Below are 20,695 nucleotides of genomic sequence, written 5' to 3'. Positions count from 1 at the left end.
ATTATACGTCGCTGACGCGACGCACTGCTTGAAGGCCCTGGCGGGGCCGGATCTCTCCCGACGAACATGTTGAATTCATTCGGAAGATGGAGCGCCTTACCCGTGGCAGTCCCGCATTTTTCAGTCACCGTCGTTGCTCGCGGCTCCGGCCGCAGCGCGGTGCTGTCTGCGGCCTACCGTCACTGCGCCAAAATGGACTACGAGCGCGAGGCCCGCGTGATCGATTATTCCCGCAAGCAGGGACTGCTTCACGAGGAATTCGTGATCCCGGCCGACGCCCCTGAATGGCTTCGCGCGATGATTGCGGACCGCTCGGTATCTGGAGCTTCCGAGGCCTTCTGGAACAGGGTCGAGATGTTCGAGAAGCGGTCGGACGCGCAGCTCGCCAAAGACGTGACGATCGCTTTGCCGATCGAACTTTCGGCCGATCAGAACATAGCCCTGATGCGGGATTTTATCGCGCAGCATATCACAACCAAAGGCATGGTCGCCGATTGGGTCTATCACGACGCACCCGGCAATCCGCATGTGCATCTGATGACGACCCTGCGGCCACTGAGCGAGGATGGTTTCGGGGCCAAGAAGGTTGCGGTTGTCGGTCCCGACGGCAATCCCGTTCGCAACGATGCCGGCAAGATCGTGTACGAGCTTTGGGCAGGCGGCGCCGAGGACTTCAACGCGTTTCGGGACGGCTGGTTTGCTATCCAGAACCGGCACCTGGCGCTTGCTGGTCTCGATATCCGCGTTGATGGCCGTTCGTTCGAAAAGCAGGGAATAGACCTGACACCGACGATCCATATCGGCGTTGGCGCGACAGCGATCGAGCGGAAGGCAGAGACGGCGCAGGTGGCGGGCGCGGCCCCATCGCTGCAGCTCGAACGGATCGAGCTGCAGCAGGAGCGCCGCACGGAGAACGCCAAGCGGATCCAACGCAATCCGGAGATCGTGCTGGACCTCATCACCCGGGAGAAAAGCGTCTTCGAAGAGCGCGATGTTGCCAAGGTTCTCAACCGCTACATCGACGATGCGGTGCTTTTCCAGGATCTGATGGCGCGGATCCTGCAGAGCCCGCAAACGCTGCGGCTCGATCGTGAGCGGATGGATCTCGCCACCGGTGTCAGGGCCGCCGCAAAATACACGACGCGGGAGCTGATCCGTGTGGAATCCCAGATGGCCAATCAGGCGGTATGGCTGTCGCAGCGATCCTCTCATCGTGTAAAACCAGCGGTACTGAACAGCGTCTTCACTCGCCACGATCGCCTGTCGGACGAACAGAAGATTGCGATCGAGCACGTAGCCGGGCCGGAGCGGATTGCTGCCGTGATCGGCCGCGCCGGCACCGGCAAGACGACGATGATGAAGGCGGCCCGCGAAGCCTGGGAAGCGGCCGGCTATCGCGTCGTCGGCGGTGCGTTGGCGGGCAAGGCGGCCGAGGGGCTGGAGAAGGAAGCGGGCATTGCCTCCCGCACGCTGTCCGCCTGGGAACTCCGATGGAATCAGGAACGTGACCGGCTCGATGAAAAGATCGTCTTCGTCCTCGATGAGGCAGGCATGGTCTCGTCCCGACAGATGGCGCTCTTCGTTGAAGCGGTCACCTCGTCCGGCGCGAAACTCGTTCTGGTCGGCGATCCTGAACAGCTTCAGCCGATTGAAGCCGGTGCTGCTTTCCGCGCCATTTCCGAGCGGATCGGTTATGCGGAACTCGGGACGATCTACCGCCAGCGCGAGCAGTGGATGCGCGATGCTTCCCTGGATCTGGCGCGTGGAAACGTGTCGGCTGCACTCGATGCTTACGCGCAGCGGGATTTGGTGCGGACCGGGTGGACGAAGGGCGACGCGATCACGGCATTGATCGCCGACTGGGATCGCGAATACGATCCGGCGAAGGCGACCCTGATCCTCGCCCATCGCCGTGTCGATGTGCGGCTGTTGAACGAGATGGCGCGCGGCAAGCTGGTCGAGCGAGGCGCGATCGAGCCCGGCCATGCCTTCAAGACTGAAGACGGGACGAGGCATTTTGCGGCTGGCGATCAGATCGTCTTCCTGAAGAATGAAGGTTCGATAGGCGTCAAGAACGGCATGTTGGCGCGTGTTGTCGAGGCGCAGCCAGGGCGCTTCGTTGCTGAGATTGGCGGCGGTGAAGATAGACGCCAGGTCGTGGTCGAACAGCGCTTCTACACCAATGTCGATCACGGTTACGCCACCACCGTCCACAAGAGTCAGGGCGCCACGGTGGATCGCGTCAAGGTGCTGGCGTCGAGCACGCTCGATCGGCACCTGTCCTATGTCGCCATGACTCGCCACCGCGAGGCGGCCGAGCTCTATGTCGGCCTGGAAGAGCTCGCGCAGCGGCGTGGCGGCGTGCTGATAGCCCATGGCGAAGCACCCTACGAACACAAGCCGAGCAACCGGGCCAGCTACTTCGTGACGCTGGGCTTTTCCGATGGTCAGGAACGGACCGTCTGGGGTGTCGATCTCGCGCGAGCGATGGAAGCGTCTGACGTCAGGATCGGTGATCGCATCGGGCTCGAACATGCCGGCTCACAGCGCGTCACGCTCCCTGATGGCAAGGAGGTCGAGCGAAATTCCTGGAAGGTCGTGCCGATCGAGGAACTGGCGATGGCCCGCCTCCATGAGCGGCTCTCCCGTGCGGGATCGAAGGAAACGACGCTCGACTATCAGCACGCCTCGCACTATCGCGCAGCGCTTCGCTTTGCCGAGGCGCGTGGCCTCCATCTCATGAACGTCGCCCGCACCGTCGTACATGACCGGCTGCAATGGACGGTCCGTCAATCGTTGAGGATCGCCGCGCTCGGCGCGCGCCTTGCAGCCGTTGCGACAAGGCTCGGCCTTGGCGGAGCGACGTCTACCGCATCGACAACATCTGCAATCAAGGAGGCAAAACCCATGGTCTCAGGTACGACGACCTTCCCCAGGTCGGTCGCTCAGGCGGTCGAGGACCGGCTCTCCGCCGACACTGGCCTGAAGGACAGCTGGCAGGAGGTTTCCGGCCGCTTCCATCTCGTCTTCGCGGATCCGCAGGCGGCCTTCAAGGCAGTCAATGTCGATGCCATGCTGACGAATGACACGATTGCCGCGACGACGATTGTGCGGATTGCCGAGCAACCGGAAAGCTTCGGCGCGCTGAAGGGGAAGACCGGGCTGTTCGCAGGAAGCGCCGAAAAGCAAGTGCGTGATATCGCATTGGTGAACGCACTGGCTCTTGCCCGAAACCTGGAGCGTTATCTCACCGTCCGCGCCGAAGCTGAGCGGAAGTTCGAAACTGAAGAGCGGGCGGCCCGGCTTAAGGTCTCGATCGAGATCCCGGCCCTGTCACCATCAGCCAAGCAAACGCTGGAACGCGTCCGGGACGCGATCGATCGCAACGATCTTCCCGCAGGCCTCGAGTTCGCCCTGGCCGACAAAATGGTGAAGGCTGAGCTTGAAGGATTTGCCAAAGCCGTGTCGGAGCGGTTCGGAGAACGAACCCTGCTACCGATTGCTGCGAAGAGCGCCGATGGCGAGACGTTCCAGAAGCTGACAGCCGGAATGAACTCAGCCCAGAAGAGTGAGGTGCAGTCGGCCTGGACGAGCATGCGTACGGTCCAGCAGCTTGCCGCGCATGAACGAACGACGGTGGCGCTCAGACAGGCAGAAGCTGCCCGCCAGACGCAGGCCAAGGGGCTGTCCCTGAAATGACGGTCACCAACCACCACTACATCTTGAAATATCGCCAACGCCGTGTCGCGGGCGCCATGCTTGCCGCGGCAGCAGGCTTCCTGACACTCGTTTTCGCCTGTGGCGGAATCCTCGGTTTACGGATCAACACAACGCCGAGTGAACCGCTCGGCTTATGGCGCATCGTTCCGATCTCGCCGTCCTCCATCCGGACGGGAATGACTGTGTTCGTCTGCCCACCCCACAACGAGAGGATGCGCGAGGCCCTTAGACGTGGCTACCTGCGACGCGGCCTGTGCCCAGGAGGATTCGGGCCGTTGATAAAGACAATCGTCGCGGTGGCTGGCCAGCGCATCGAGGTGACGGATCACCTGACAGTCGACGGTACAGATCTCGCCGGGTCGCGGATCGTCGATATGGATGGACAGGGCCGCTCGCTGGCCCCCGATACGAGCGGGACCGTGCCGCCGGGATCGATCTATCTCCATTCGGCTTTTCCAGGATCCTGGGACTCACGCTATTTCGGGCCAATTCCCATGTCGGGTGTTATCGGCGTGGCGCAGGAGGTGTGGACCTATGCGCCGTGAAAGCCTGCTGACCGTCCTTCTCATGTCAATGTCTGTTGCAATCGGCGCGGTCGGATGGAGCGGACAGGCGGAGCTCCTCCCCGTTGCAATCCTCTTTCCGCTCGTCTGGTCCAGGTCCCCGACACGGATCGCCGCGGCGCTCGTCTCCGCCGGTTATTTCCTGGCGGCGTCCCGTGGGTTGCCGGTCGGGGTTGCCCAATTCTTTGGCGCGGATCTCTGGGTAGGTCTTTGCTTCTGGATCGTCGCCGCGGTGTCCTTTGTGGCAGTCCATTCTGCGCTATGGGCCGGGTCACACGGCCTAGGGAAGGCACTGCGATATCTGTTGGTGATGGTGCTCATGGCTGTGCCGCCCTTCGGAATTGTGGGGTGGGCGCATCCATTGACCGGCGCAGGCATTCTGTTTCCGGGTTGGGGCTGGTGGGGACTGCTTGCAATGACAGCCGGCCTGACGGGTCTCGTAACCCGACACGGGCCGGCTATCGCCATCGGCCTTGCAGGTCTTTGGCTCTGGTCCGCCGCATCGGGGACACAGCAGATTCTAACTGAGGGATGGCGGGGTGTCGATCTCGAAATTGGTGCGAGCCTTGGTCGCGATCAGTCTCTTTCTCGGCAACGCGATCTGGTCGAAAAGGTTCGCATTGCGGCTGACGGACAAGAAGCAGTCATCGTTCTTCCGGAAAGCAGCCTTGGCTTCTGGACGCCGACGCTTGAAGGCTTCTGGCGTAACCAGCTGCGAAACGCCCAGATCACGGTGATCGCCGGTGCGGCCCTCGTCGATCCCGATGGCTACGACAACGTCATGGTGGCGATCGATGCGCGAGGAGGGCGCATCCTTTATCACGAGCGCATGCCGGTTCCGGTCTCGATGTGGCGGCCGTGGGAGCGTTGGACCGGCCAGGTCGGTAGCGCACGAGCCAGCTTTTTCGAGAACCCTGTGGTCGAGGTTGCGGGAAGGAAGATCGCGCCGCTGATTTGCTACGAACAACTCGTCCTATGGCCAGTTCTCCAGTCAATGCTGCATCGACCTGATGCGATCGTGCTGATCGGTAATGGCTGGTGGACGGCCGGCAGCAATATCGTCGCGATACAGCGCGCAAGCGCTAAGGCGTGGTCCGATCTGTTCGGAACTCCGCTCATCATATCCTTCAACACTTGATCTTTGGAGCCATCGTTATGGACCCTGCCTTCATCAAGGAATGCGCTGACCCAGGGCTGAAACCTGCTATTGTCGAGCAGTTCGTATCAGCAGTCGGTTCTGGCGATCCGCTCGCGATAACCGTCAAATCGGGTGGACGGCTTATCCTCGTCCCCAAGCCGAAAAACCCCGACGAAGCCATGGAGGTCGTCAGACAATATGTCGGCCAGGCGGTGGTGCGTGTCGGAGTGACGCAATTCCCGGCGGGCGTTGGCATCAAGGATGTCTCGGAACTCGGACCAGAACTCGTCGAGCCCTGCGGGAATCTTCGTATGGGGTCTGCCATGTTCGTAAAGATCCTCCGGATCGTGAGCAAGTGGTACGGAAATCCAACGAATGCCGAGGTATTTCCGCAGGTGTTCGACGATGCGGTCTACGCCTGGAACACCGGTCAATTCGAAGGCCAGGCCGTGTTTCAGGCTGAGGACCCGGGTGGAGCTATCGCGGAACAGGGAGACAGGGCAAAGGCGGTGGAGCCTGGACCTGCAGATGAAACACCGTCTGAAAGCGAGGCGGTGCCCTCTACTGAAAAAGAAGCCGGAACGGCGGGGATCAGAATCGATCTCTCGCGGATCAGCGGCCAGAAGTAGGTCCGAACAGCAAGTCCCGATGTCAAGGATCGACGATCGCCACATTGAGGTCGTTGAGAACGCTGGCGAGACCCGGCGCTCGAATCAGCCTGGTCGCACCAACCGTTTTCAGTTTGCCGACGGACCGGTCGAAAACCGCAAGATTGGTATGCCCATTAAGTCGCGACGGGTAGATGATCCCGTCAATTCGATCGGCATGGTCATGGAAAGCGACAGCCCACTCGCGTGCGAGAGATTGTCTGGATGACTTCGCCACATCTGTCGGCACACCCATCTTGATCGGACCATCGTCGCGCAGATCGACGATTTTCAGCGCCTCGACGACCTCAATCTGCGCGTATTGTCTGTCGTGGAGTTCGCTCTCTGCGATTGGAAGATCTCCGATCAGTCCGTCGCGCTGGTCCCGTAGCACGGCCTCGAGGAAGCAGACCTTGACGGTATCCCCGAGGTAGAGAACGCCGAAGCGATTGTCGGCCTTGCGGCGGCGCGGATCGCTGAACCGGCTCGGCGTCTTTCCGAAACCAAGCGGATCAGGGTATCGAGCGAGGTAGATGCGGCCGAACAGTGATCCGGGCACAACGACATGCAGGTGCAGTTTTGATGTCTCGAAACCGGCAGGCGGTACAATCTGTACCATTTACCGGAAATCTCGTCCGACACTTTCCGCGGCGCTAAGCACTTGCTCAGTCCGCCCCCGCTCCAGAGCCTGGCGGCCGGTCATGCCATCCAGTTCGCTTTGTGGTTGGATCAAGAAACGATACACCGCCCATGCCCCACCCAGTCGTTCATGTAGGATCGGGAGCGCAGAAAACGGCTTTCCATCGGAATCCATTTGCCAATCGGGGAAGCGATATCCGCGCTTGGCACCGTCCAATCCGAGGACTTGGCCGTTTTGCCGTTTGGTGTTGACGGTAACCCGTGTCGTTCCCAGCAGGCGCGCAAAGACCTCAGCACTGAGCATGTCGGCGCCGCCTAAGATCTCCGCTGCCTTCGAGCGCCCGCGAGCACGCGCCGCTGCAAGTGCTTGCTCCAGTTCTGCATCCGCACCGTCGCCTTCCTGTACAAGTGTCGGCACAACCGTCGCTTCCTCTTCGACGGGGGTAACGACCATCTCACCTTCCGGATCGACATCGACGCGAAAGCTCACACGCCGGCCGGCGGTGCGGCTTTTTGTGATCGCCTTGCCATACTGCTGCAACAGCGCCTGCACGCGCTTCGGTTTGTCGGACAGCACCTTGGATGCATTATCCGGAACATTGATCTTGAAGCCGCTCATGCCTTCAGGCAACGCGCCGGCGCCTGTAGCCAGAAAAAAGGCCATCGAACGATCACCTGCATCGCGCTGCCGTCGAGGGCCGCTTCGATCGCCGGATTTTGCCTTAGGGGATACCATAACGTTGCCTCCGTGTGTCTCTTTATATGGCAAAATCGTTAAGTTCGTCAAGTTGGTAAAGCAGAGGGAGACATGTGATGATCGCAGCTGACCGCGAAAAACCACTTTGTCCGGGCAGAAATTAAATCTAATAATTGATTTCAAACAAAAAGCGATTAGAACCCAAGGTGGAATTGTCAGTTAAAAGCGGTTGAATATGCTTCGATCTTCGCAAAAACACTGTTTGATCGCACCGCAGTCAGTTTGAATGTGGATGCTTTCATTGAGCTAGACAGGATTGCGATCGATAGAGGAGAATATACGTGACCAAGTGGGTCGAAAAACTTCTCGATGTCACGGCGATAGGGAATGATCAGTCAATGCTTAAGGGAGCATTGGCAAACCTTGCCGACAGATTTGATTTTGTGGGATACGCTTTCGTAAATCTGCGACCCGGGCAGGCATATGCCGTTTCGAACTACGATCTCGAATGGCAGAAGATCTACGATCAGCTCGATCATCGGTTTATCGATCCAGTTATGCGGAAAGCTCAGCTCGTCAAGCGAGCATTCGCGTGGTCAGGCGAGCACGATAAGGGCGCCCTTTCCAAAGAGCAGAAGAAATTCTTCTCGGACGCATCCGACTTCAACATTCGGTCCGGAGTCTCGATACCGGTCGCGACTGCCAACGGTGCCATGTCCATGCTGACCTTTGCCTCGTCGAAGCCGGTAATCGCAAATGATACTGAAATCGACGCAATCATGGCTGCTTCTGCGGTTTCGCAACTGCATACTCGCATCGAATATTTGCGGGTCACTCCGTCTATTGAGGAAAAGGTGATCCTGACACCGAAGCAGGCAACCTATGTGCGATGGCTTTCACTGGGGAAGACTGTCGAGGTCATCGCCGAGCTGGAGCAGGCAAAATATGCCGGCGTGCGGTCCGCGATCGACGATATCAGGACGCGCTACAATCTCTCAAACCACGCCCAAGTCGTTGCGTTGGCGATCCGTCGCGGACTGATCTGAGCATGCCTCGGTCAAACTTTCGGCGTGTAACCCAGTAAACTTAGCAGCGTTGTTAGTGCTGACATCTGAGCATGCATTCGGATTGTGGCCTCGAGATAGGTGGTGTGGGCCTCCCCACCTGCTTGCTTGCCAGCCTTGATTTCTGCAGGCAGTGCGTTGAACAGGGTCTCCGCCTGTTCAACAAGATCCCGGTGTTCCCGGATTGCGTCGATCGTTAGCTTCTCAACGATAGACGTCGGAAGCCCATCGAGCAAACCGATAAGCGGTTTCAGATCGATCAGATCCCTATTCAATCGTTCATTGCCGTCCATCGCTACTCCAAATCAAGAATGCGCGGTACGCCCCCGCATTGATCCTGACCCCTGGCGATCGGGGAGTTTGTAACCGAGCATACTCAGCCCATGGACCTTTAGTTCCGAGGAACCTGGACATGCGTCCACGGCTCCCCGACCATAGGTCGAGGAATCTGGAGCCCTAACGGCGGGCACCAAACCGGTATGCTTCGGGTTACAAAGCCCGGAGGCAGCGCGTACTGCCACATCCGCGCTTATAGCGAGATCGCGCCGCCCGCGCCACCGCAGATTTGTTGCTGGATCAGGCATCGAATCCACGAGTGTATTGATGCCCAATAGTTATGAGCTTCTGGACTTGCATTTTTTGTTGCAGTGCAGCAAAGAGTTGCAGCCTCGCAGGGTCATGCGCGCTACTGACGCACGGTCAATACTTTGGCCGATCAAATATATCTAGCGCAACCCGCTCACGCTCATGGAATCCCAGATTGCAAAAGTCGAAGGTAGATTATGATGAGATCGCAAGTCGGGTGTCTGAGGTAAGCTTGGTCGCCGATGCTCTGGAGATAGTGCAGTCCGCCTACTGCATCGACTTCGTCACCTATCATCTAGCGTCCACGATCGTCGGCTCCTTCGATGCGCCATTCGTTCGGACGACCTATCCGGAGGCATGGGTTTCAAGATACCTTTTGAATGGATATGTCAGGATCGACCCCGTCGTGCGCGAGGGATTTCTCAGACAGCTATCCTTCGATTGGCGGGAGCTCGAACTAACCATCGAGGCATTGCCTTTTCTCGAAGACGCTATGCGACATGGCGTCGGGCCGTTCGGCCTATCAATTCCCATTTCGGACAAAGCTGGCCGCCGCGCCATTCTCTCTCTTAACTCGAGGGGGACTGCGCACGCTTGGGATCAGCTTGTCGAGACATATCGGGGTGACTGGCTAGATCTCGCGCAGCTTGTCCATCAGAAGGCAGTGTTCGAATTGCATGGTGAAAGTGATCCCGTGCCGGCAATCAGCGCTCGGGAACGTGAATGCCTTTACTGGAGCGCGCTTGGAAAGGACTACAAGGACATCGCCCTAATCCTCGATATATCTCATCATACAGCCCGGACCTATCTGAAGTCGGCCCGTACAAAACTCGGCTGCGCGACAATATCAGCAGCAGCCACGCTCGCTCTGAAGCTACGCTTGATCAGCATCTAAACTTCGTCGCGCGAAGGCACTGCAATACCCGCATTTGAGCGAGCCCATCTGCGGGAATTTAGTCTCCAGCATGTTCGAAGCATCTTCCAGCCGCACAGAAAAGGCTGGAGAAATCGATGTTCATTTTGATTGAAGCCCACCAATACGCACGGTACGAAAACCTGATGAATCAGGCCTTTCGCCTACGCAAGCGCGTCTTTCACGATCAACTTGGATGGGCTGTGAAGATCACCGATGACAGTGAGAAAGATGAGTATGATGCACTGCGGCCGGCCTACCTGATGTGGTGCAATGATCGGTGCGATCGGCTCTATGGCGCCGTCCGCTTGATGCCGACGACCGGGCCTACCCTCCTTTACGATGTATTCCGAGACACTTTTCCTGACGCCAGCCTTGCGGCACCTGGCATCTACGAGGGGACGAGGATGTGCATCGACGAGGCGAACCTCGCGGTCGACTTCCCAGACCTCGACAGCAGCAAAGCCTTCTGCATGCTCTTGCTCGCGCTTTGCGAATGCGGGTTGGCGCATGGGATCAAGGCTCTCGTCTCGAACTACGAGCCGCACCTCGCCCGGATATATCGCCGTGCCGGGCTGAGAGTCCATGAGGTTGGTCGTGCAGAGGGATACGGGCGTTCACCGGTTTGCTGCGGAATCTTCGAGGTATCGGAGCCGGTCCGAGTGCGTATGCAGCATTCCCTCGGCATAAAAAGCCCGCTGTTCACAGGATACCGCGCGCGGGGCTTAGCTGCAGGTCAGGAGCCTGCTAGGGTCTCCGCCTAACAATATCATCTATTGGCATGTCGCGGCCTGTGCGACATGCCAGCTCAATTCGAATAGATGCCCGGGAATACGATATCCTGGTCGACGAGCACGTTGAACTTGTACCCGGGCCGGATCTTAATCGTTGGCTGGACATTGAGGTTCTTCGAGATTGTCTGCTCAGCAACTCGGCCAAAGGTCTCAGCGAAATTCCGACGAGCAGCGTCCGATGCGGTGTCCTGCGTGGCGAGTGTTGAGCTCTGCGGGACTGCCATATCAATTCCCGTGCCGATAAGCGCGACCAACACTGCTGAGCCGAAGGTGCGGAAATAATGATTGTCCACCTTGTCGGAGAACCCGCCGTAGCCCTGCGAATCTGTTCCAGCCATCCCGCCAATTTGGAGGGTCGACCCGTTGGGGAAAATGACGTCGGTCCACACCACAAGGACCCGGCTTTGACCAAAGGAGACCTTGCTGTCATAGCGGCCGAGAAGTTTCGTTCCTTGCGGCACAAGCAGGTAGTGTCCGCTCGCCGTGTCGTAGATGTTCTGGCTAACCTGTGCGGTGATGCGACCAGGCAGATCCGAATTGATGCCGGTTATCATCGTGGCGGGGATAACGGAGCCTCGTTTCAGCTCATAGCGAGACATTTGCGGTACGACGCGGTTTGGCAGATATCCCAACTTTGCAAGATCTGAGTTGAAGAATTCTTCTTTCGCAGTTTGGCTGTTCGGATCGATGTTTTGACCCGTGAGACCGGATTTCATTGCCGCAGAGTAAAGGTCCGTTGCGCTGTTTGCGCCAGTTGCGTCAGATATTCTGCCCGACGTCCGGCCATCTGTTTTCACCTCCTGGACCTCTGAAATGTCGACCTTCAGCGGTGAATCCAAGGCGGTGGCGCGGGCTTGGAGGCTCGCCATGCGCTGGCGCTGCTGCTCGCGAAATATCTGCTCGCGCTGTTCACGGAGCATCCTGGCGTTCCACTCTTCGTCCGTCTCCGTGCGGGGCGGCGATCTTCCCTCGGCTGCACCTTCGATTCCACTTCCAACGTCTGGACGGTATCCTGGCGCTGTGAGACCGGTGTTGGCTGAAACACCTGAGGCGTTTCTTCCAGGTCGCCGATGATACCATCCTTCACGCCTCTCTTCAGTTGATCGGCGAAGGTGGAAGCAGGGGTGCTTGAGCCATTTTCATTCGAGTTCGGTTGGCCGAACCGCAGTCCCCGTGAGGATAGTCCGTAAACGAGGACCGCAAGGAAGAGGACGAGGATCCCTATGCCGAAAAAAAGAGGCATGCGATTGAGGCGCTTCATCCCCTTGTCGTCAGCGGACCGATTGGTGGTTCCCAGTTCCAGCGATTGGACCATGATCGTTTCCGCCTGTCAGTTTCGCTTCATGAGGGAAAGGGGGCTTGCCGGCGTCGCTACGCCATTGCTGACCGAGTAGGCGCGGCCAAGCTCCATCGTATCGGTCGAAAGGCGCGCGAGGACCTGACCCTCGGCCGAGACGATCGAATAGGCCAACTCGACGGGCTTTGGCCCGTCCTTGGAGGTTGCGCTCATGTCATCGGTCAGGACTGAGTAGCCCCAGCCTTTCAACGCGGCCTCGAGTGCGACCGCAAAGTCGGACGTGTCCTTGTGAAGCTTGATCGGCATTTTTGCCGGGCCGGCCTGCTCCGCATATCGCCCGGCCAGGTCGCCGGCGATGGAACTCGCTGCAGGACCGGTGATGTCTGCAGGCGCTGCACTTGTGGACAATCCATCGGTCGCGGTCTGGCATCCGGCTAGGCCGAGGGTGAAGATGATCGGGAGGGCAATTTGAAACCGCATGGCCTAACCTCCCCGCCGGATGGTGATTTTCTGCTGGTGCCGCCCGACCCCTGAAATCAGGATCGCCTTGTCGATATCGTAGTCGACGATCATCATGTCGTTCTTCATCCGGTAGTTGACGATCCGGTTCTGGCCACCCGAGACGACGAACAGGACAGGTGCATCCTGGCCGGAGATCGTGCGAGGGAACTGGATGTAGGTTTTCTGCCCGTCGGAATAGACGCGCTTCGGTCGCCACGGCGCGCTGCCGCTGACCGAAAATGAAAAGGCGAGCTGTTCTGGCGCGGTGCCACCAGCCGGCCCACTCAAAGCCTGGATACGTGCGTTGATGTCGGAGAGCTTGTTCGCGGCATCTTCCGGATATTCGAACCCTACCCGTGCCATGTATTGAGAAGGATGCGATTTCAGCTGGATATGATAGGTGCGTCGCGAGGTCGTCACCACCATAGAGGTCACAAGGCCGGGCTCCGAAGGTTTCACGATCAGGTGGATAGCCTGGCCGCCGGCCGCACCCGACGTGGCCGGTTCAACTTTCCAACGCACCGTGTCTCCGACGAGGACGTCGCGGACGATTTCGCCGCCCTGCAATTCGATGTCGCAGACCTGGAGCGGTGAGCAAACGACGGAGGGCTGCGTTTCGCCGAAGAGGAAAATGACCTTGCCATCCGGTCCGCGGGTCACAAGGCCAGCCTGCCCGCGCCATTTACCGGAGAGGTTCGTGCCTTTCACTTCATTTCCGGTCAGGCTTTGCGCCATGGACGGCGAGGAAGAGCTAGCCGATATGACAAGCGCCATCATGCAGCGAAGCGCTGCGCGTTTGTGTTTGGTCCCCATTGCAGATCCCCTGCCCTTAAAGTTGCGCGGTCCAGTCAAAATCGGTCACGTAGACGCCGATCGGATTGAGCCGAATAATTGCTTCGTCCTGAGGTGATGTTATCGACACAGTAGCGATGCCTCTGAAGCGGCGAGTTGCCACCTCTTTGCCTTTCCGATCGCGCTCGTATTCGGTCCAGTCGATCTGGTAAGTCTGGTTCGAGAGCGCGACGATGTTGTTGACCTCGATCGCCACGGTCGCGTTGACCGCTTTTTCGAATGGAGAATTCCCGCGAAACCAAGCATTGACCTTCTGCGTCGAGGGATCGCTGGTCCGCAGCAGCGCATAGGTGCGATCGATATATTGCTTCTGGACCACGGCATCCGGTGTGATGGAACGGAAGCTGGTCACGAAGTTGCCGAGCGTCGCTCGCACGACACGCGTATCCGCATATTCAATCTGCTGCGGGAAACCGCCGGACACCGTGTTCCCGAGCTTGTCGACCTCGACAATGTAGGGAACCAGTTTGACCTGCGAGCTCAGGTATAGCGCGTAACTAAATCCGATCACGGCCATGCCAAGGCTCAGTAATCCAACTGCCCGCCAGGCGGAGGCCGCCTTGACATAGGAACCATATCGTTCCGACCACTCCTGCCTTGCGGCAAGGTACGGGTTCTCGGGTGCGGGTTGCCCTGCCATCTCTTTTATCCTGTCCGTGAATTATGGTTTGCCCGGCTTTTCCGGGGAGGTCGTGGGAGGCGTTGGCTTGCCCCTTGCCTGGTCGAGCTTCGCATTCGCCAGACCCAGCAGTGAACCGGCATAGGCACCGGGCGAACCGATTGCCTTTTCCTTGGCGGCCGCGCCGGCAGCCATCGCGCCAGAGCTCAAGCTTGTGCCCATGCCCCGCAGCACGGAGCCGGCTGCAGAAGACCCACCTGCACGGGCTGCCTGCGCGGCCGCAAAGCCGGCGCCGACGGCTCCGGCCCCAAGAAATGCCCCGCCCGCCGCAAACGATGCGGCCTGTCCACCGTGGCGGATTGTCTCCATACCGCCCGTGACCGATGCCCCCTGCACGACACCCTGGATGATGTTCGGGACGTACATGGCGATGATAAAGACGACCACGGAGATGCCGGCGATCGCGAGCGTGGTGATGAACTGATCGCTCTCGGCTGTCGGTGCTTGCGCAAGGCCGAGCAAGACGTTCGAGCCAATCTTGGCGATCATCACGAGCGCCATCAGTTTCATGCCAACGCCGAAAGCATATACGAGATAGCGAATTGCGAAATCCTTGGTGAAAGACGAGCCGCCAAGCCCCAGCATGATCATGCCGGCCAGCAGGCCGACATACATTTCAACCATGACCGACACGAAGATGGCTGCAACGAGCGAGAAGCAGATCACAACGACCGCCATCGCAAGGACGGCGGCGATTGCCAGTGCATTATCCTCGAATACGCCAAACTTCGCCTGCTCCGACATCTGCGATGCGACGCGGATGCCGGCATCGAACACTTCCGCAGGCGAAGCGGAGCCGGCGCCCGCACCGATCTGGAACAGGCTGTCGACCACGGCCCGTGCGAAGGTTGGCCCTTGTGTAAGGACGAAAGCGAAGAAGCCGATAAACATGATGCGTCGGACGAGCTCGGCGAACCAGCTGTCGAGCGAAGCTGCCTGGATCGCCAGCCAAACCGCGGCGATCCCGACTTCAATCCCGGCGAGGATCCAGAACAGAGATCTCGCCGCATCCATGATGGTGGTCTGCCACCCCTTCGCTGCGGCCGAGACCTGGTTTTCAAGCTCGGTGAGCACTTGGCCCTGCTGAGCGAATGCAGGCGCTGCATGGGCAATCAGCGCAATTCCGGTAAGGACCAGCAAGGACTTTCGGTTGGGTTTCACCATCTTGGCCGCATCTCCTGACCTTTTTCGATCGGGGGAAGTTCCTTGCCAGAGCCGAAGAACTTCTCGCGCGTCTCGCGCTGCTCTTCGCTCATACCCGGAGCGGCAGAGGTCTCGCCGCGAACAAAGATGACGGTGGTGACCGTAGCGATCCCGGCGGCGATGACGCAAATGGCGCCGATAAAAGCAGCGCGGCTCACCAGCGGGGCTCCATCTTCTGGCCAGTCGGGATCGACTGAACGTCGGCGTTGAAGAACTTCTCCCGACGAGCCTGCGCCAGATCCTTATCCGTCTGCTCGCTTTGCAGCCAGGTACCCATCATTGTCGACTGCTGGGAAACGATCCCCCGCAGTTTCTGCATCTGCGCGACCTGCTGGGCGGCGATCTGGTGGCCGACCTGGAGCGCTTTCATCTGGCCATCTGCCGATTGAGACATCGTGCGCAGCTCGCTCATCGTATCCTCCTCGCTATCGAACTGCTCGGCAGTGAGGCTTGCGGCCTTGAGTGTGCTGGCGATCGTGTCCCGGTTTGTGTTGGACCAGGTCTGGTAGGTCGACGAAAAGCTGTCGCCGTTTGGGAGGCTGGTCTTCAGGTCCGCGTAACTCTTGAACCGCTGTTTCAGGAGATCATCTGCATTGCCCATGGAGAAGGCGATGCCCTGTCCCTGGTTGACGATATCCCTGAGTTGATCGAGGTCGCCCTCGACCTGGCCCCATATGTGGTTCGGAAGCTGCGCGGTGTTCTGCAGCATGTTCTGATAGATGTTGAGCTGGTTCTGAATCTGCTCGGCGAGCTGTGAAATTTGCGTAATCTGGTGATTGATCTGCTCGGTTGAGTTGGTGACTTGGGCAGCCAATTCAATGTTGTTGAGCTTTTGGGTTAGCTCGGTCGCGCCGGTTACGGCGCCACTGGCGAAGGTTGACGTTGGCATGGTCGCTACGCCGATCGCCACCAAGGCCGTCACCACTTCTTTTGCCAGTTTGGAGAACCAGATCGATTCATTCATAGCGGTTTACCCCTCTTTCGATGAGCCACTGACCCGGCCATTCTCGGCCGTGTGTCGAGGAAAGTGCCCGGATACGCGCAAGGTCTGCTTTGCCAGAAGCGCCAACGAAGGAGAGCGTGACTGGTCCCAGCGACATGTCGAATAGGCGGCGACCGTCTGGAGATGTCACGTAATACTCGCGCTTCGGAATGGCATTGGCGACGATCTCGATTTGCCGCTCGTTGAAGCCGAGCCGCACATAGAATTCACGTGTGCCGGGCTCCCTCGCGCCTCCGTTCGGAAGGCAGATCTTGGTCGGGCAGGATTCTTTCAAGACGTCGATGATGCCTGAACGCTCGGCGTCGGAAATTGATTGCGTTGCCAGAATAACGGCGCAGTTCGCCTTGCGGAGTACCTTCAGCCATTCACGGATTTTGTCGCGGAAAACAGGATGGCCCAACATGAGCCAGGCTTCGTCGAGAATGATCAGGCTCGGCGAACCGTCCAGTCGTTTCTCGATGCGGCGAAACAGATAGGTTAGGACGGGCACGAGATTGCGCTCGCCCATGTTCATGAGTTGCTCGATTTCGAAGCACTGGAAACGGCCAAGCGTCAGCCCGTCCGCTTCCGCATCGAGCAACTGGCCCATCGGTCCATCTACCGTGTAGTGGTGAAGAGCATCCTTGATGTCGCGCATCTGCACGCCGCTGACGAAATCCGACAGTGATCGGCCGGGAGCTGTTGCCATCAGCGCGACCTGGCGCGAGATTGCATTTCGATGGTCAGGTGCAACAGTCACGCCCTGAAGGGAGACAAGGGTTTCAATCCATTCGCATGCCCATGCCCTGTCCGCTTCACTCGAGAGCTCTGCGAACGGGCAAAAGGCAAGATTTGCACCATCGCCGCTTTCGCCGGCGATCTCATAATGGTTGCCGCCGACGCCAAGCGTGAGCGGTAGCATCGAATTGCCTTTGTCGAAGGCGAAGACCTGCGCCCTCTCGTACCGGCAAAATTGGGCGGCGATCAGTGCCAGGAGCGTCGATTTTCCAGAGCCAGTCGGACCGAAAATAAGCGTGTGGCCGACATCGTCAAAATGCAGGTTCAAGCGGAAGGGTGTAGAGCCCGACGCCACCTGCATCAGCGGTGGAGCGTCAGGCGGATAAAAAGGGCATGGCGCGGCCGGATGCCCTGACCAGACAGAGTTGAGCGGAATGAGGTCTGAGAGATTGCGCGTATTGATTAGCGGCTCCCGGATATTGCAGTACCAGTTTCCAGGTAAGCTACCCAGGAAGGCGTCGGTCGCATTGAGCGTCTCGATCCGGGCTCCAAAGCCCTCCGCCTGGATAAGACGGCGGACTGCTTCAGCTTTGTCCAGCAGGGCTGCACGGTTTTCGTCGAAGAGGATGATGACTGGCGTGTAGTACCCGTACGCCACGAGCTGGGATGACGCCTCGGCGATTGCGTCTTCAGTCTCGGCGACCATCGCCATCGCATCCTGATCGACAGAACGGGACTGTGTCTGGAACAGTTGATCGAAGAATGGCCTGACCTTCTGCTGCCATTTCTTGCGGGTACGCTCGAGACGCTGCTTGGCTTCCTCTGCATCGAGGAAAATGAAGCGCGACGACCAGCGGTAAGTCAGCGGCATCAGATTGAGGCTGTTCAGGATACCCGGCCAGCTTTCAGCCGGAAGCCCGTCGATGGCGACCACGCCAAGGAACCGGTTTTCGACCCTTGGGGTAAGGCCGTGTTCCAGCTCGGCCGTCGCCAGCCAGTCCAGATACATCGGGATTTCTGGCAGGCGGACGGGATGGTTCTCGCCGGTGATAGCGAACCGGATGAACTGGAAGAGTTCATCGTATCGTGCCACCCTGCATCCATCGCGCTCGGGAATCTCGCGGGTTCGCATACGCTGCACCGAGAGATTGTTGCCGAGATACTGCTCGATCTCTCGGATCGATCGACGAAACTGATCGAGAGACGTGTCGGCATATTTTGCTGACCGGCTTTCACTGTCGGAATAGATGTACCGTGTCAGGCCACTCCGCCGTCTCTCCGGTGGCCTGTAGGTAAGGATCAGAGCATGCCGACTTTCGAAATGTCCGCTCTCCTGACCAAAATGCCGGCGGCGCTCATCATCGATGAGGCGCGTGACGGTATCGGGAAAGTGGCTACGTTCAGCCGATGGATAATCAGTTGTCGGGACCCGCACCGCTTCGACCTGGATCATCCATCCCGTCCCGAGCCGCGACAGAATGGCATTGATCTGACGAGAGAGTTCGTTGCGCTCGAAGTCCGTAGCACTTTCGGAGTCAGGACCGGCGAAGTACCAGCCGGCCATCAGGCTACCGTCCTTCAAAAGCAGGATACCGTTTTCCACCAGACCCGCATAAGGAACGAGGTCTGCAAACGACGGCCCGGTCGATCGAAATTTGTTCAAGGCGACCATCAACGGCTCCTAATATCGACGCCAGGGTGCTGATGTCGGGAGGTAGTGTGTCCGATACCGCATGTGGCGCGCATAGACTTTGCGCATCATCGGATCCGCCTTTGCCATCATCCGCAACGCGCCGACGACGACGATCCAGATCGCCACGCCGAAAACCGCAGAGTAGATGGTCAGCACGACGAAGATCAGGATTACGGCCGCAAGGCCGGTCAGCAGCACGAGTTCGCGATCTGCTCCCATCAAAAGATTTGGACGCGAAAGAGCACGATGGATTCGGTTGCGGTGAAGGCGGGAGCCGGCGTCAGCCATGACGCCCCTCCCCTCCCCCGATGACATCCTTGTCAGCGGACGCGGTCTGTTCGGTGGCACTCGCGCCGCCGATCGACGCACCCGTTGAACCAAAGAGACCGACGATGGTCGTCGCACCAAGAAGGATGCCGGCGACAAGGACGACATACATCAGGCGACGCGCGAAATCGTTGAGCTCGCCGCCAAAGATCAGCATGCCGCCGGCGATCGCAACGGCGGCTAGAGCGATGTAACCGGCAACCGGACCTGTGATCGATTGCTGGATCTGCTCTAACGGCCCCTCCCAGGGCAAGCTGCCACCTCCTGAACCCGCTAGAGCGGGTGCGGCGAGCGCTGCAAGAAGCAACGTGGTCAGCAGTCCGGTCTGATAAACGCGTTTATGCTGCATGAATGTCCTCATCGATTTGTGCGTAATGTTCGGTCTGGTAGCGGGACCCGTTGAAACCCTCGACATTGATTACCTCGCGCACACGCCGACCTCTTCCCGCGCGTTCGATCGAGATGACCAGATCGACAGCCTCGCCGATCACGGCTTGCATGGGTTGCTGGCTGACTTCGGATGTGAGCTGCTCAAGGCGCCGTAGTGCTGACATGGCCGTGTTGGAGTGGACTGTCGTCACTCCTCCCGGATGCCCTGTATTCCAGGCTTTTAGAAGTGTGAGAGCGGCGCCGTCGCGCACCTCACCTACGATGATCCGATCAGGACGAAGTCGCATGGTGCTCTTCAAGAGACGCGCCATGTCGACTGTATCGCTGGTATGAAGGCAAACCGCATTCTCGGCGGCGCAACGTATCTCAGCCGTGTCTTCAAGAATGACCATGCGGTCATCCGGCGCAGATGCAATCATCTCCGCGATGACGGCGTTCGCGAGCGTAGTCTTGCCCGAGCCGGTTCCGCCGGCGATCACTATATTCAGGCGGTTTGCGATCGCATTTCTTATTACCGCGGCCTGTGCCTCGGTCATCACCTTGTCGGCGACATAGTCGTCGAGAGGGATCAGGCGCGACGCGCGGCGACGAATCGTGAAAGTCGGCGACGCAACGACCGGCGGCAGTAGCCCCTCGAAGCGGTGGCCTCCGATCGGCAATTCGCCTGAAATGATCGGTCGCTCGTCGTCCGCTTCCGATTGGAGCGCATGCGCCACCGAGCCAATAATCGTCTCGGCGGCCGCCGGCGCCATTTCACCTGCCGGAGCGATCCCCTGCCCCAACCGCTCGATGAACACCTTTCCATCCGGGTTGAGCATAATTTCCACAACGCCCGGATCGTCAAGCGCGACGCAGAGGCGATCACCTAGAGCCTCCTGAAGCTTTCTAACTAGGCGGGAATGCGACTGAAGCATTTGCGGCTTTCTCCTCGCTGATTTGTTTTCGGGAGGAAAAAAGCTGCGTGAGGACCTGCTGTCCACGTACAAATTTGTGGGTCGCGACCCTCGAGTGATTCCGTCAGGTTTGCGAAGAATCAACGCCGCGGCTGTCACCGTGAAATCAAAAGTTGAATTGAGTCACAGGAAAACATGCGTGGGGATAAGAAATTGAGCAGGATGTAATGCACTGGAAAATATAGGCTATTCCCGACGCAAATAACGGCGCACCATGCATCTTAAGACTTTGTTAACTTTAAATTCCTTGTCGCCTGGGCGGAATCGGACGATAGTTGCGCAAATGATGGCTTCGGGGCCATTTTTTCGAAAGTGAAGCC

Annotated in this window: 20 protein-coding genes and 1 pseudogene; 7 read left to right on the top strand and 14 right to left on the bottom strand. The window is 58.8% G+C overall.

What is annotated here, in order from left to right:
- The first annotated feature begins 102 nt into the window (after positions 1 to 102).
- Genes traA through G3A56_RS26935 form a run of 4 tightly spaced genes read left to right on the top strand, consistent with a single transcriptional unit; the run spans position 103 to position 6,050 of the window.
- Complete coding sequence (gene traA / locus G3A56_RS26950) at positions 103 to 3,699, top strand: Ti-type conjugative transfer relaxase TraA (RefSeq protein ID WP_164056953.1); 3,597 nt, start codon at positions 103 to 105, stop codon at positions 3,697 to 3,699.
- Positions 3,696 to 4,265, top strand: a complete 570-nt coding sequence (traF, locus tag G3A56_RS26945; RefSeq protein ID WP_164056952.1) for a conjugative transfer signal peptidase TraF — start codon at positions 3,696 to 3,698, stop codon at positions 4,263 to 4,265. Before traA ends, traF begins: the two co-directional genes overlap by 4 nt.
- A complete protein-coding gene (locus G3A56_RS26940) occupies positions 4,255 to 5,421 on the top strand; it encodes a conjugal transfer protein TraB (RefSeq protein WP_164056951.1) in 1,167 nt (388 codons plus the stop codon). The genes traF and G3A56_RS26940 overlap by 11 nt, the downstream gene beginning before the upstream one ends.
- Before the next feature lie 17 nt (positions 5,422 to 5,438).
- Positions 5,439 to 6,050, top strand: coding sequence for a TraH family protein (locus G3A56_RS26935; RefSeq protein WP_164056950.1), 612 nt, complete (start codon positions 5,439 to 5,441; stop codon positions 6,048 to 6,050).
- A gap of 22 nt (positions 6,051 to 6,072) precedes the next feature.
- Here G3A56_RS26935 and G3A56_RS26930 read toward each other — a convergent pair whose 3' ends face one another.
- On the bottom strand, positions 6,073 to 6,687 hold the full coding sequence (locus tag G3A56_RS26930) for an RES family NAD+ phosphorylase (RefSeq protein ID WP_164056949.1): 615 nt from the start codon (positions 6,685 to 6,687) through the stop codon (positions 6,073 to 6,075).
- On the bottom strand, positions 6,688 to 7,326 hold the full coding sequence (locus G3A56_RS26925; RefSeq protein ID WP_164056971.1) for an XRE family transcriptional regulator: 639 nt from the start codon (positions 7,324 to 7,326) through the stop codon (positions 6,688 to 6,690).
- Between the two features lie 419 nt (positions 7,327 to 7,745).
- Here G3A56_RS26925 and traR point away from each other — a divergent pair, with 419 nt between their 5' ends.
- A complete protein-coding gene (gene traR / locus G3A56_RS26920) occupies positions 7,746 to 8,450 on the top strand; it encodes an autoinducer-binding transcriptional regulator TraR (RefSeq protein WP_164056948.1) in 705 nt (234 codons plus the stop codon).
- An 11-nt stretch (positions 8,451 to 8,461) separates the two neighbouring features.
- On the opposite strand, the gene G3A56_RS26915 is transcribed toward traR, so the two are convergent.
- Positions 8,462 to 8,761, bottom strand: a complete 300-nt coding sequence (locus G3A56_RS26915) for a transcriptional repressor TraM (RefSeq protein ID WP_164056947.1) — start codon at positions 8,759 to 8,761, stop codon at positions 8,462 to 8,464.
- Positions 8,762 to 9,228: 467 nt separating this feature from the next.
- Between G3A56_RS26915 and G3A56_RS26910 the strand changes: the two genes are divergently transcribed.
- Together G3A56_RS26910 and G3A56_RS26905 are read left to right on the top strand one after the other, a co-directional pair.
- The gene (locus G3A56_RS26910; RefSeq protein ID WP_425503394.1) at positions 9,229 to 9,948 is read left to right on the top strand and encodes a helix-turn-helix transcriptional regulator; all 720 of its coding nucleotides are present in this window, start codon (positions 9,229 to 9,231) and stop codon (positions 9,946 to 9,948) included.
- A 116-nt stretch (positions 9,949 to 10,064) separates the two neighbouring features.
- Entirely contained in the window at positions 10,065 to 10,730 is a 666-nt protein-coding gene (locus G3A56_RS26905; protein WP_164056945.1) for an acyl-homoserine-lactone synthase, read from the top strand.
- Positions 10,731 to 10,774: 44 nt separating this feature from the next.
- Here G3A56_RS26905 and trbI read toward each other — a convergent pair.
- The 11 genes and pseudogenes from trbI to trbB all read right to left on the bottom strand — a co-directional run bounded on the left by trbI (position 10,775) and on the right by trbB (position 20,336).
- Positions 10,775 to 12,075, bottom strand: a pseudogene (gene trbI, locus G3A56_RS26900) (IncP-type conjugal transfer protein TrbI).
- A 15-nt stretch (positions 12,076 to 12,090) separates the two neighbouring features.
- Positions 12,091 to 12,537, bottom strand: a complete 447-nt coding sequence (gene trbH / locus G3A56_RS26895; RefSeq protein WP_164056944.1) for a conjugal transfer protein TrbH — start codon at positions 12,535 to 12,537, stop codon at positions 12,091 to 12,093.
- Positions 12,538 to 12,540: 3 nt separating this feature from the next.
- On the bottom strand, positions 12,541 to 13,371 hold the full coding sequence (gene trbG / locus G3A56_RS26890) for a P-type conjugative transfer protein TrbG (RefSeq protein ID WP_164056943.1): 831 nt from the start codon (positions 13,369 to 13,371) through the stop codon (positions 12,541 to 12,543).
- Positions 13,372 to 13,387: 16 nt separating this feature from the next.
- Entirely contained in the window at positions 13,388 to 14,050 is a 663-nt protein-coding gene (locus tag G3A56_RS26885) for a conjugal transfer protein TrbF (RefSeq protein WP_164056942.1), read from the bottom strand.
- A gap of 21 nt (positions 14,051 to 14,071) precedes the next feature.
- Complete coding sequence (gene trbL, locus G3A56_RS26880; RefSeq protein ID WP_164056941.1) at positions 14,072 to 15,253, bottom strand: P-type conjugative transfer protein TrbL; 1,182 nt, start codon at positions 15,251 to 15,253, stop codon at positions 14,072 to 14,074.
- Positions 15,247 to 15,450 carry an entry exclusion protein TrbK gene (gene trbK / locus G3A56_RS26875; RefSeq protein ID WP_164056940.1) on the bottom strand — a complete coding sequence of 68 codons (204 nt, stop codon included), beginning with the start codon at positions 15,448 to 15,450 and terminating at the stop codon, positions 15,247 to 15,249. The genes trbL and trbK overlap by 7 nt, the downstream gene beginning before the upstream one ends.
- Positions 15,447 to 16,256: a P-type conjugative transfer protein TrbJ gene (trbJ, locus tag G3A56_RS26870; protein WP_164056939.1), complete on the bottom strand. Its 810-nt coding sequence runs from the start codon at positions 16,254 to 16,256 to the stop codon at positions 15,447 to 15,449. Before trbJ ends, trbK begins: the two co-directional genes overlap by 4 nt.
- Positions 16,249 to 18,684 carry a conjugal transfer protein TrbE gene (locus tag G3A56_RS26865; protein WP_164056938.1) on the bottom strand — a complete coding sequence of 812 codons (2,436 nt, stop codon included), beginning with the start codon at positions 18,682 to 18,684 and terminating at the stop codon, positions 16,249 to 16,251. Before G3A56_RS26865 ends, trbJ begins: the two co-directional genes overlap by 8 nt.
- 9 nt (positions 18,685 to 18,693) lie before the next feature.
- Positions 18,694 to 18,993, bottom strand: a complete 300-nt coding sequence (locus G3A56_RS26860; RefSeq protein ID WP_164056937.1) for a conjugal transfer protein TrbD — start codon at positions 18,991 to 18,993, stop codon at positions 18,694 to 18,696.
- Positions 18,986 to 19,381: a TrbC/VirB2 family protein gene (locus G3A56_RS26855; RefSeq protein ID WP_164056936.1), complete on the bottom strand. Its 396-nt coding sequence runs from the start codon at positions 19,379 to 19,381 to the stop codon at positions 18,986 to 18,988. The genes G3A56_RS26860 and G3A56_RS26855 overlap by 8 nt, the downstream gene beginning before the upstream one ends.
- Positions 19,371 to 20,336 carry a P-type conjugative transfer ATPase TrbB gene (trbB, locus tag G3A56_RS26850; RefSeq protein ID WP_164056935.1) on the bottom strand — a complete coding sequence of 322 codons (966 nt, stop codon included), beginning with the start codon at positions 20,334 to 20,336 and terminating at the stop codon, positions 19,371 to 19,373. The genes G3A56_RS26855 and trbB overlap by 11 nt, the downstream gene beginning before the upstream one ends.
- Positions 20,337 to 20,695 lie beyond the last annotated feature (359 nt).

It is taken from the genome of Rhizobium oryzihabitans (assembly GCF_010669145.1).
GTDB classification, from domain to species: Bacteria; Pseudomonadota; Alphaproteobacteria; order Rhizobiales; family Rhizobiaceae; genus Agrobacterium; species Agrobacterium oryzihabitans.
Note: the sequence above shows the minus strand (reverse complement) of the source record. Positions and strands in the feature narration are given on the sequence as shown.

What these genes read in the sequence shown, in the direction of transcription:
- G3A56_RS26855 (WP_164056936.1), bottom strand. Translation starts at nt 19,381, where the DNA reads ATGCAGCATAAACGCGTTTATCAGACCGGACTGCTGACCACGTTGCTT.
- G3A56_RS26905 (WP_164056945.1), top strand. Translation starts at nt 10,065, where the DNA reads ATGTTCATTTTGATTGAAGCCCACCAATACGCACGGTACGAAAACCTG.
- G3A56_RS26865 (WP_164056938.1), bottom strand. Translation starts at nt 18,684, where the DNA reads ATGGTCGCCTTGAACAAATTTCGATCGACCGGGCCGTCGTTTGCAGAC.
- G3A56_RS26925 (WP_164056971.1), bottom strand. Translation starts at nt 7,326, where the DNA reads ATGAGCGGCTTCAAGATCAATGTTCCGGATAATGCATCCAAGGTGCTG.
- G3A56_RS26915 (WP_164056947.1), bottom strand. Translation starts at nt 8,761, where the DNA reads ATGGACGGCAATGAACGATTGAATAGGGATCTGATCGATCTGAAACCG.
- trbJ (WP_164056939.1), bottom strand. Translation starts at nt 16,256, where the DNA reads ATGAATGAATCGATCTGGTTCTCCAAACTGGCAAAAGAAGTGGTGACG.
- trbL (WP_164056941.1), bottom strand. Translation starts at nt 15,253, where the DNA reads ATGGTGAAACCCAACCGAAAGTCCTTGCTGGTCCTTACCGGAATTGCG.
- traF (WP_164056952.1), top strand. Translation starts at nt 3,696, where the DNA reads ATGACGGTCACCAACCACCACTACATCTTGAAATATCGCCAACGCCGT.
- G3A56_RS26930 (WP_164056949.1), bottom strand. Translation starts at nt 6,687, where the DNA reads ATGGTACAGATTGTACCGCCTGCCGGTTTCGAGACATCAAAACTGCAC.
- G3A56_RS26935 (WP_164056950.1), top strand. Translation starts at nt 5,439, where the DNA reads ATGGACCCTGCCTTCATCAAGGAATGCGCTGACCCAGGGCTGAAACCT.
- G3A56_RS26860 (WP_164056937.1), bottom strand. Translation starts at nt 18,993, where the DNA reads ATGGCTGACGCCGGCTCCCGCCTTCACCGCAACCGAATCCATCGTGCT.
- trbH (WP_164056944.1), bottom strand. Translation starts at nt 12,537, where the DNA reads ATGCGGTTTCAAATTGCCCTCCCGATCATCTTCACCCTCGGCCTAGCC.
- trbB (WP_164056935.1), bottom strand. Translation starts at nt 20,336, where the DNA reads ATGCTTCAGTCGCATTCCCGCCTAGTTAGAAAGCTTCAGGAGGCTCTA.
- trbG (WP_164056943.1), bottom strand. Translation starts at nt 13,371, where the DNA reads ATGGGGACCAAACACAAACGCGCAGCGCTTCGCTGCATGATGGCGCTT.
- G3A56_RS26940 (WP_164056951.1), top strand. Translation starts at nt 4,255, where the DNA reads ATGCGCCGTGAAAGCCTGCTGACCGTCCTTCTCATGTCAATGTCTGTT.
- G3A56_RS26885 (WP_164056942.1), bottom strand. Translation starts at nt 14,050, where the DNA reads ATGGCAGGGCAACCCGCACCCGAGAACCCGTACCTTGCCGCAAGGCAG.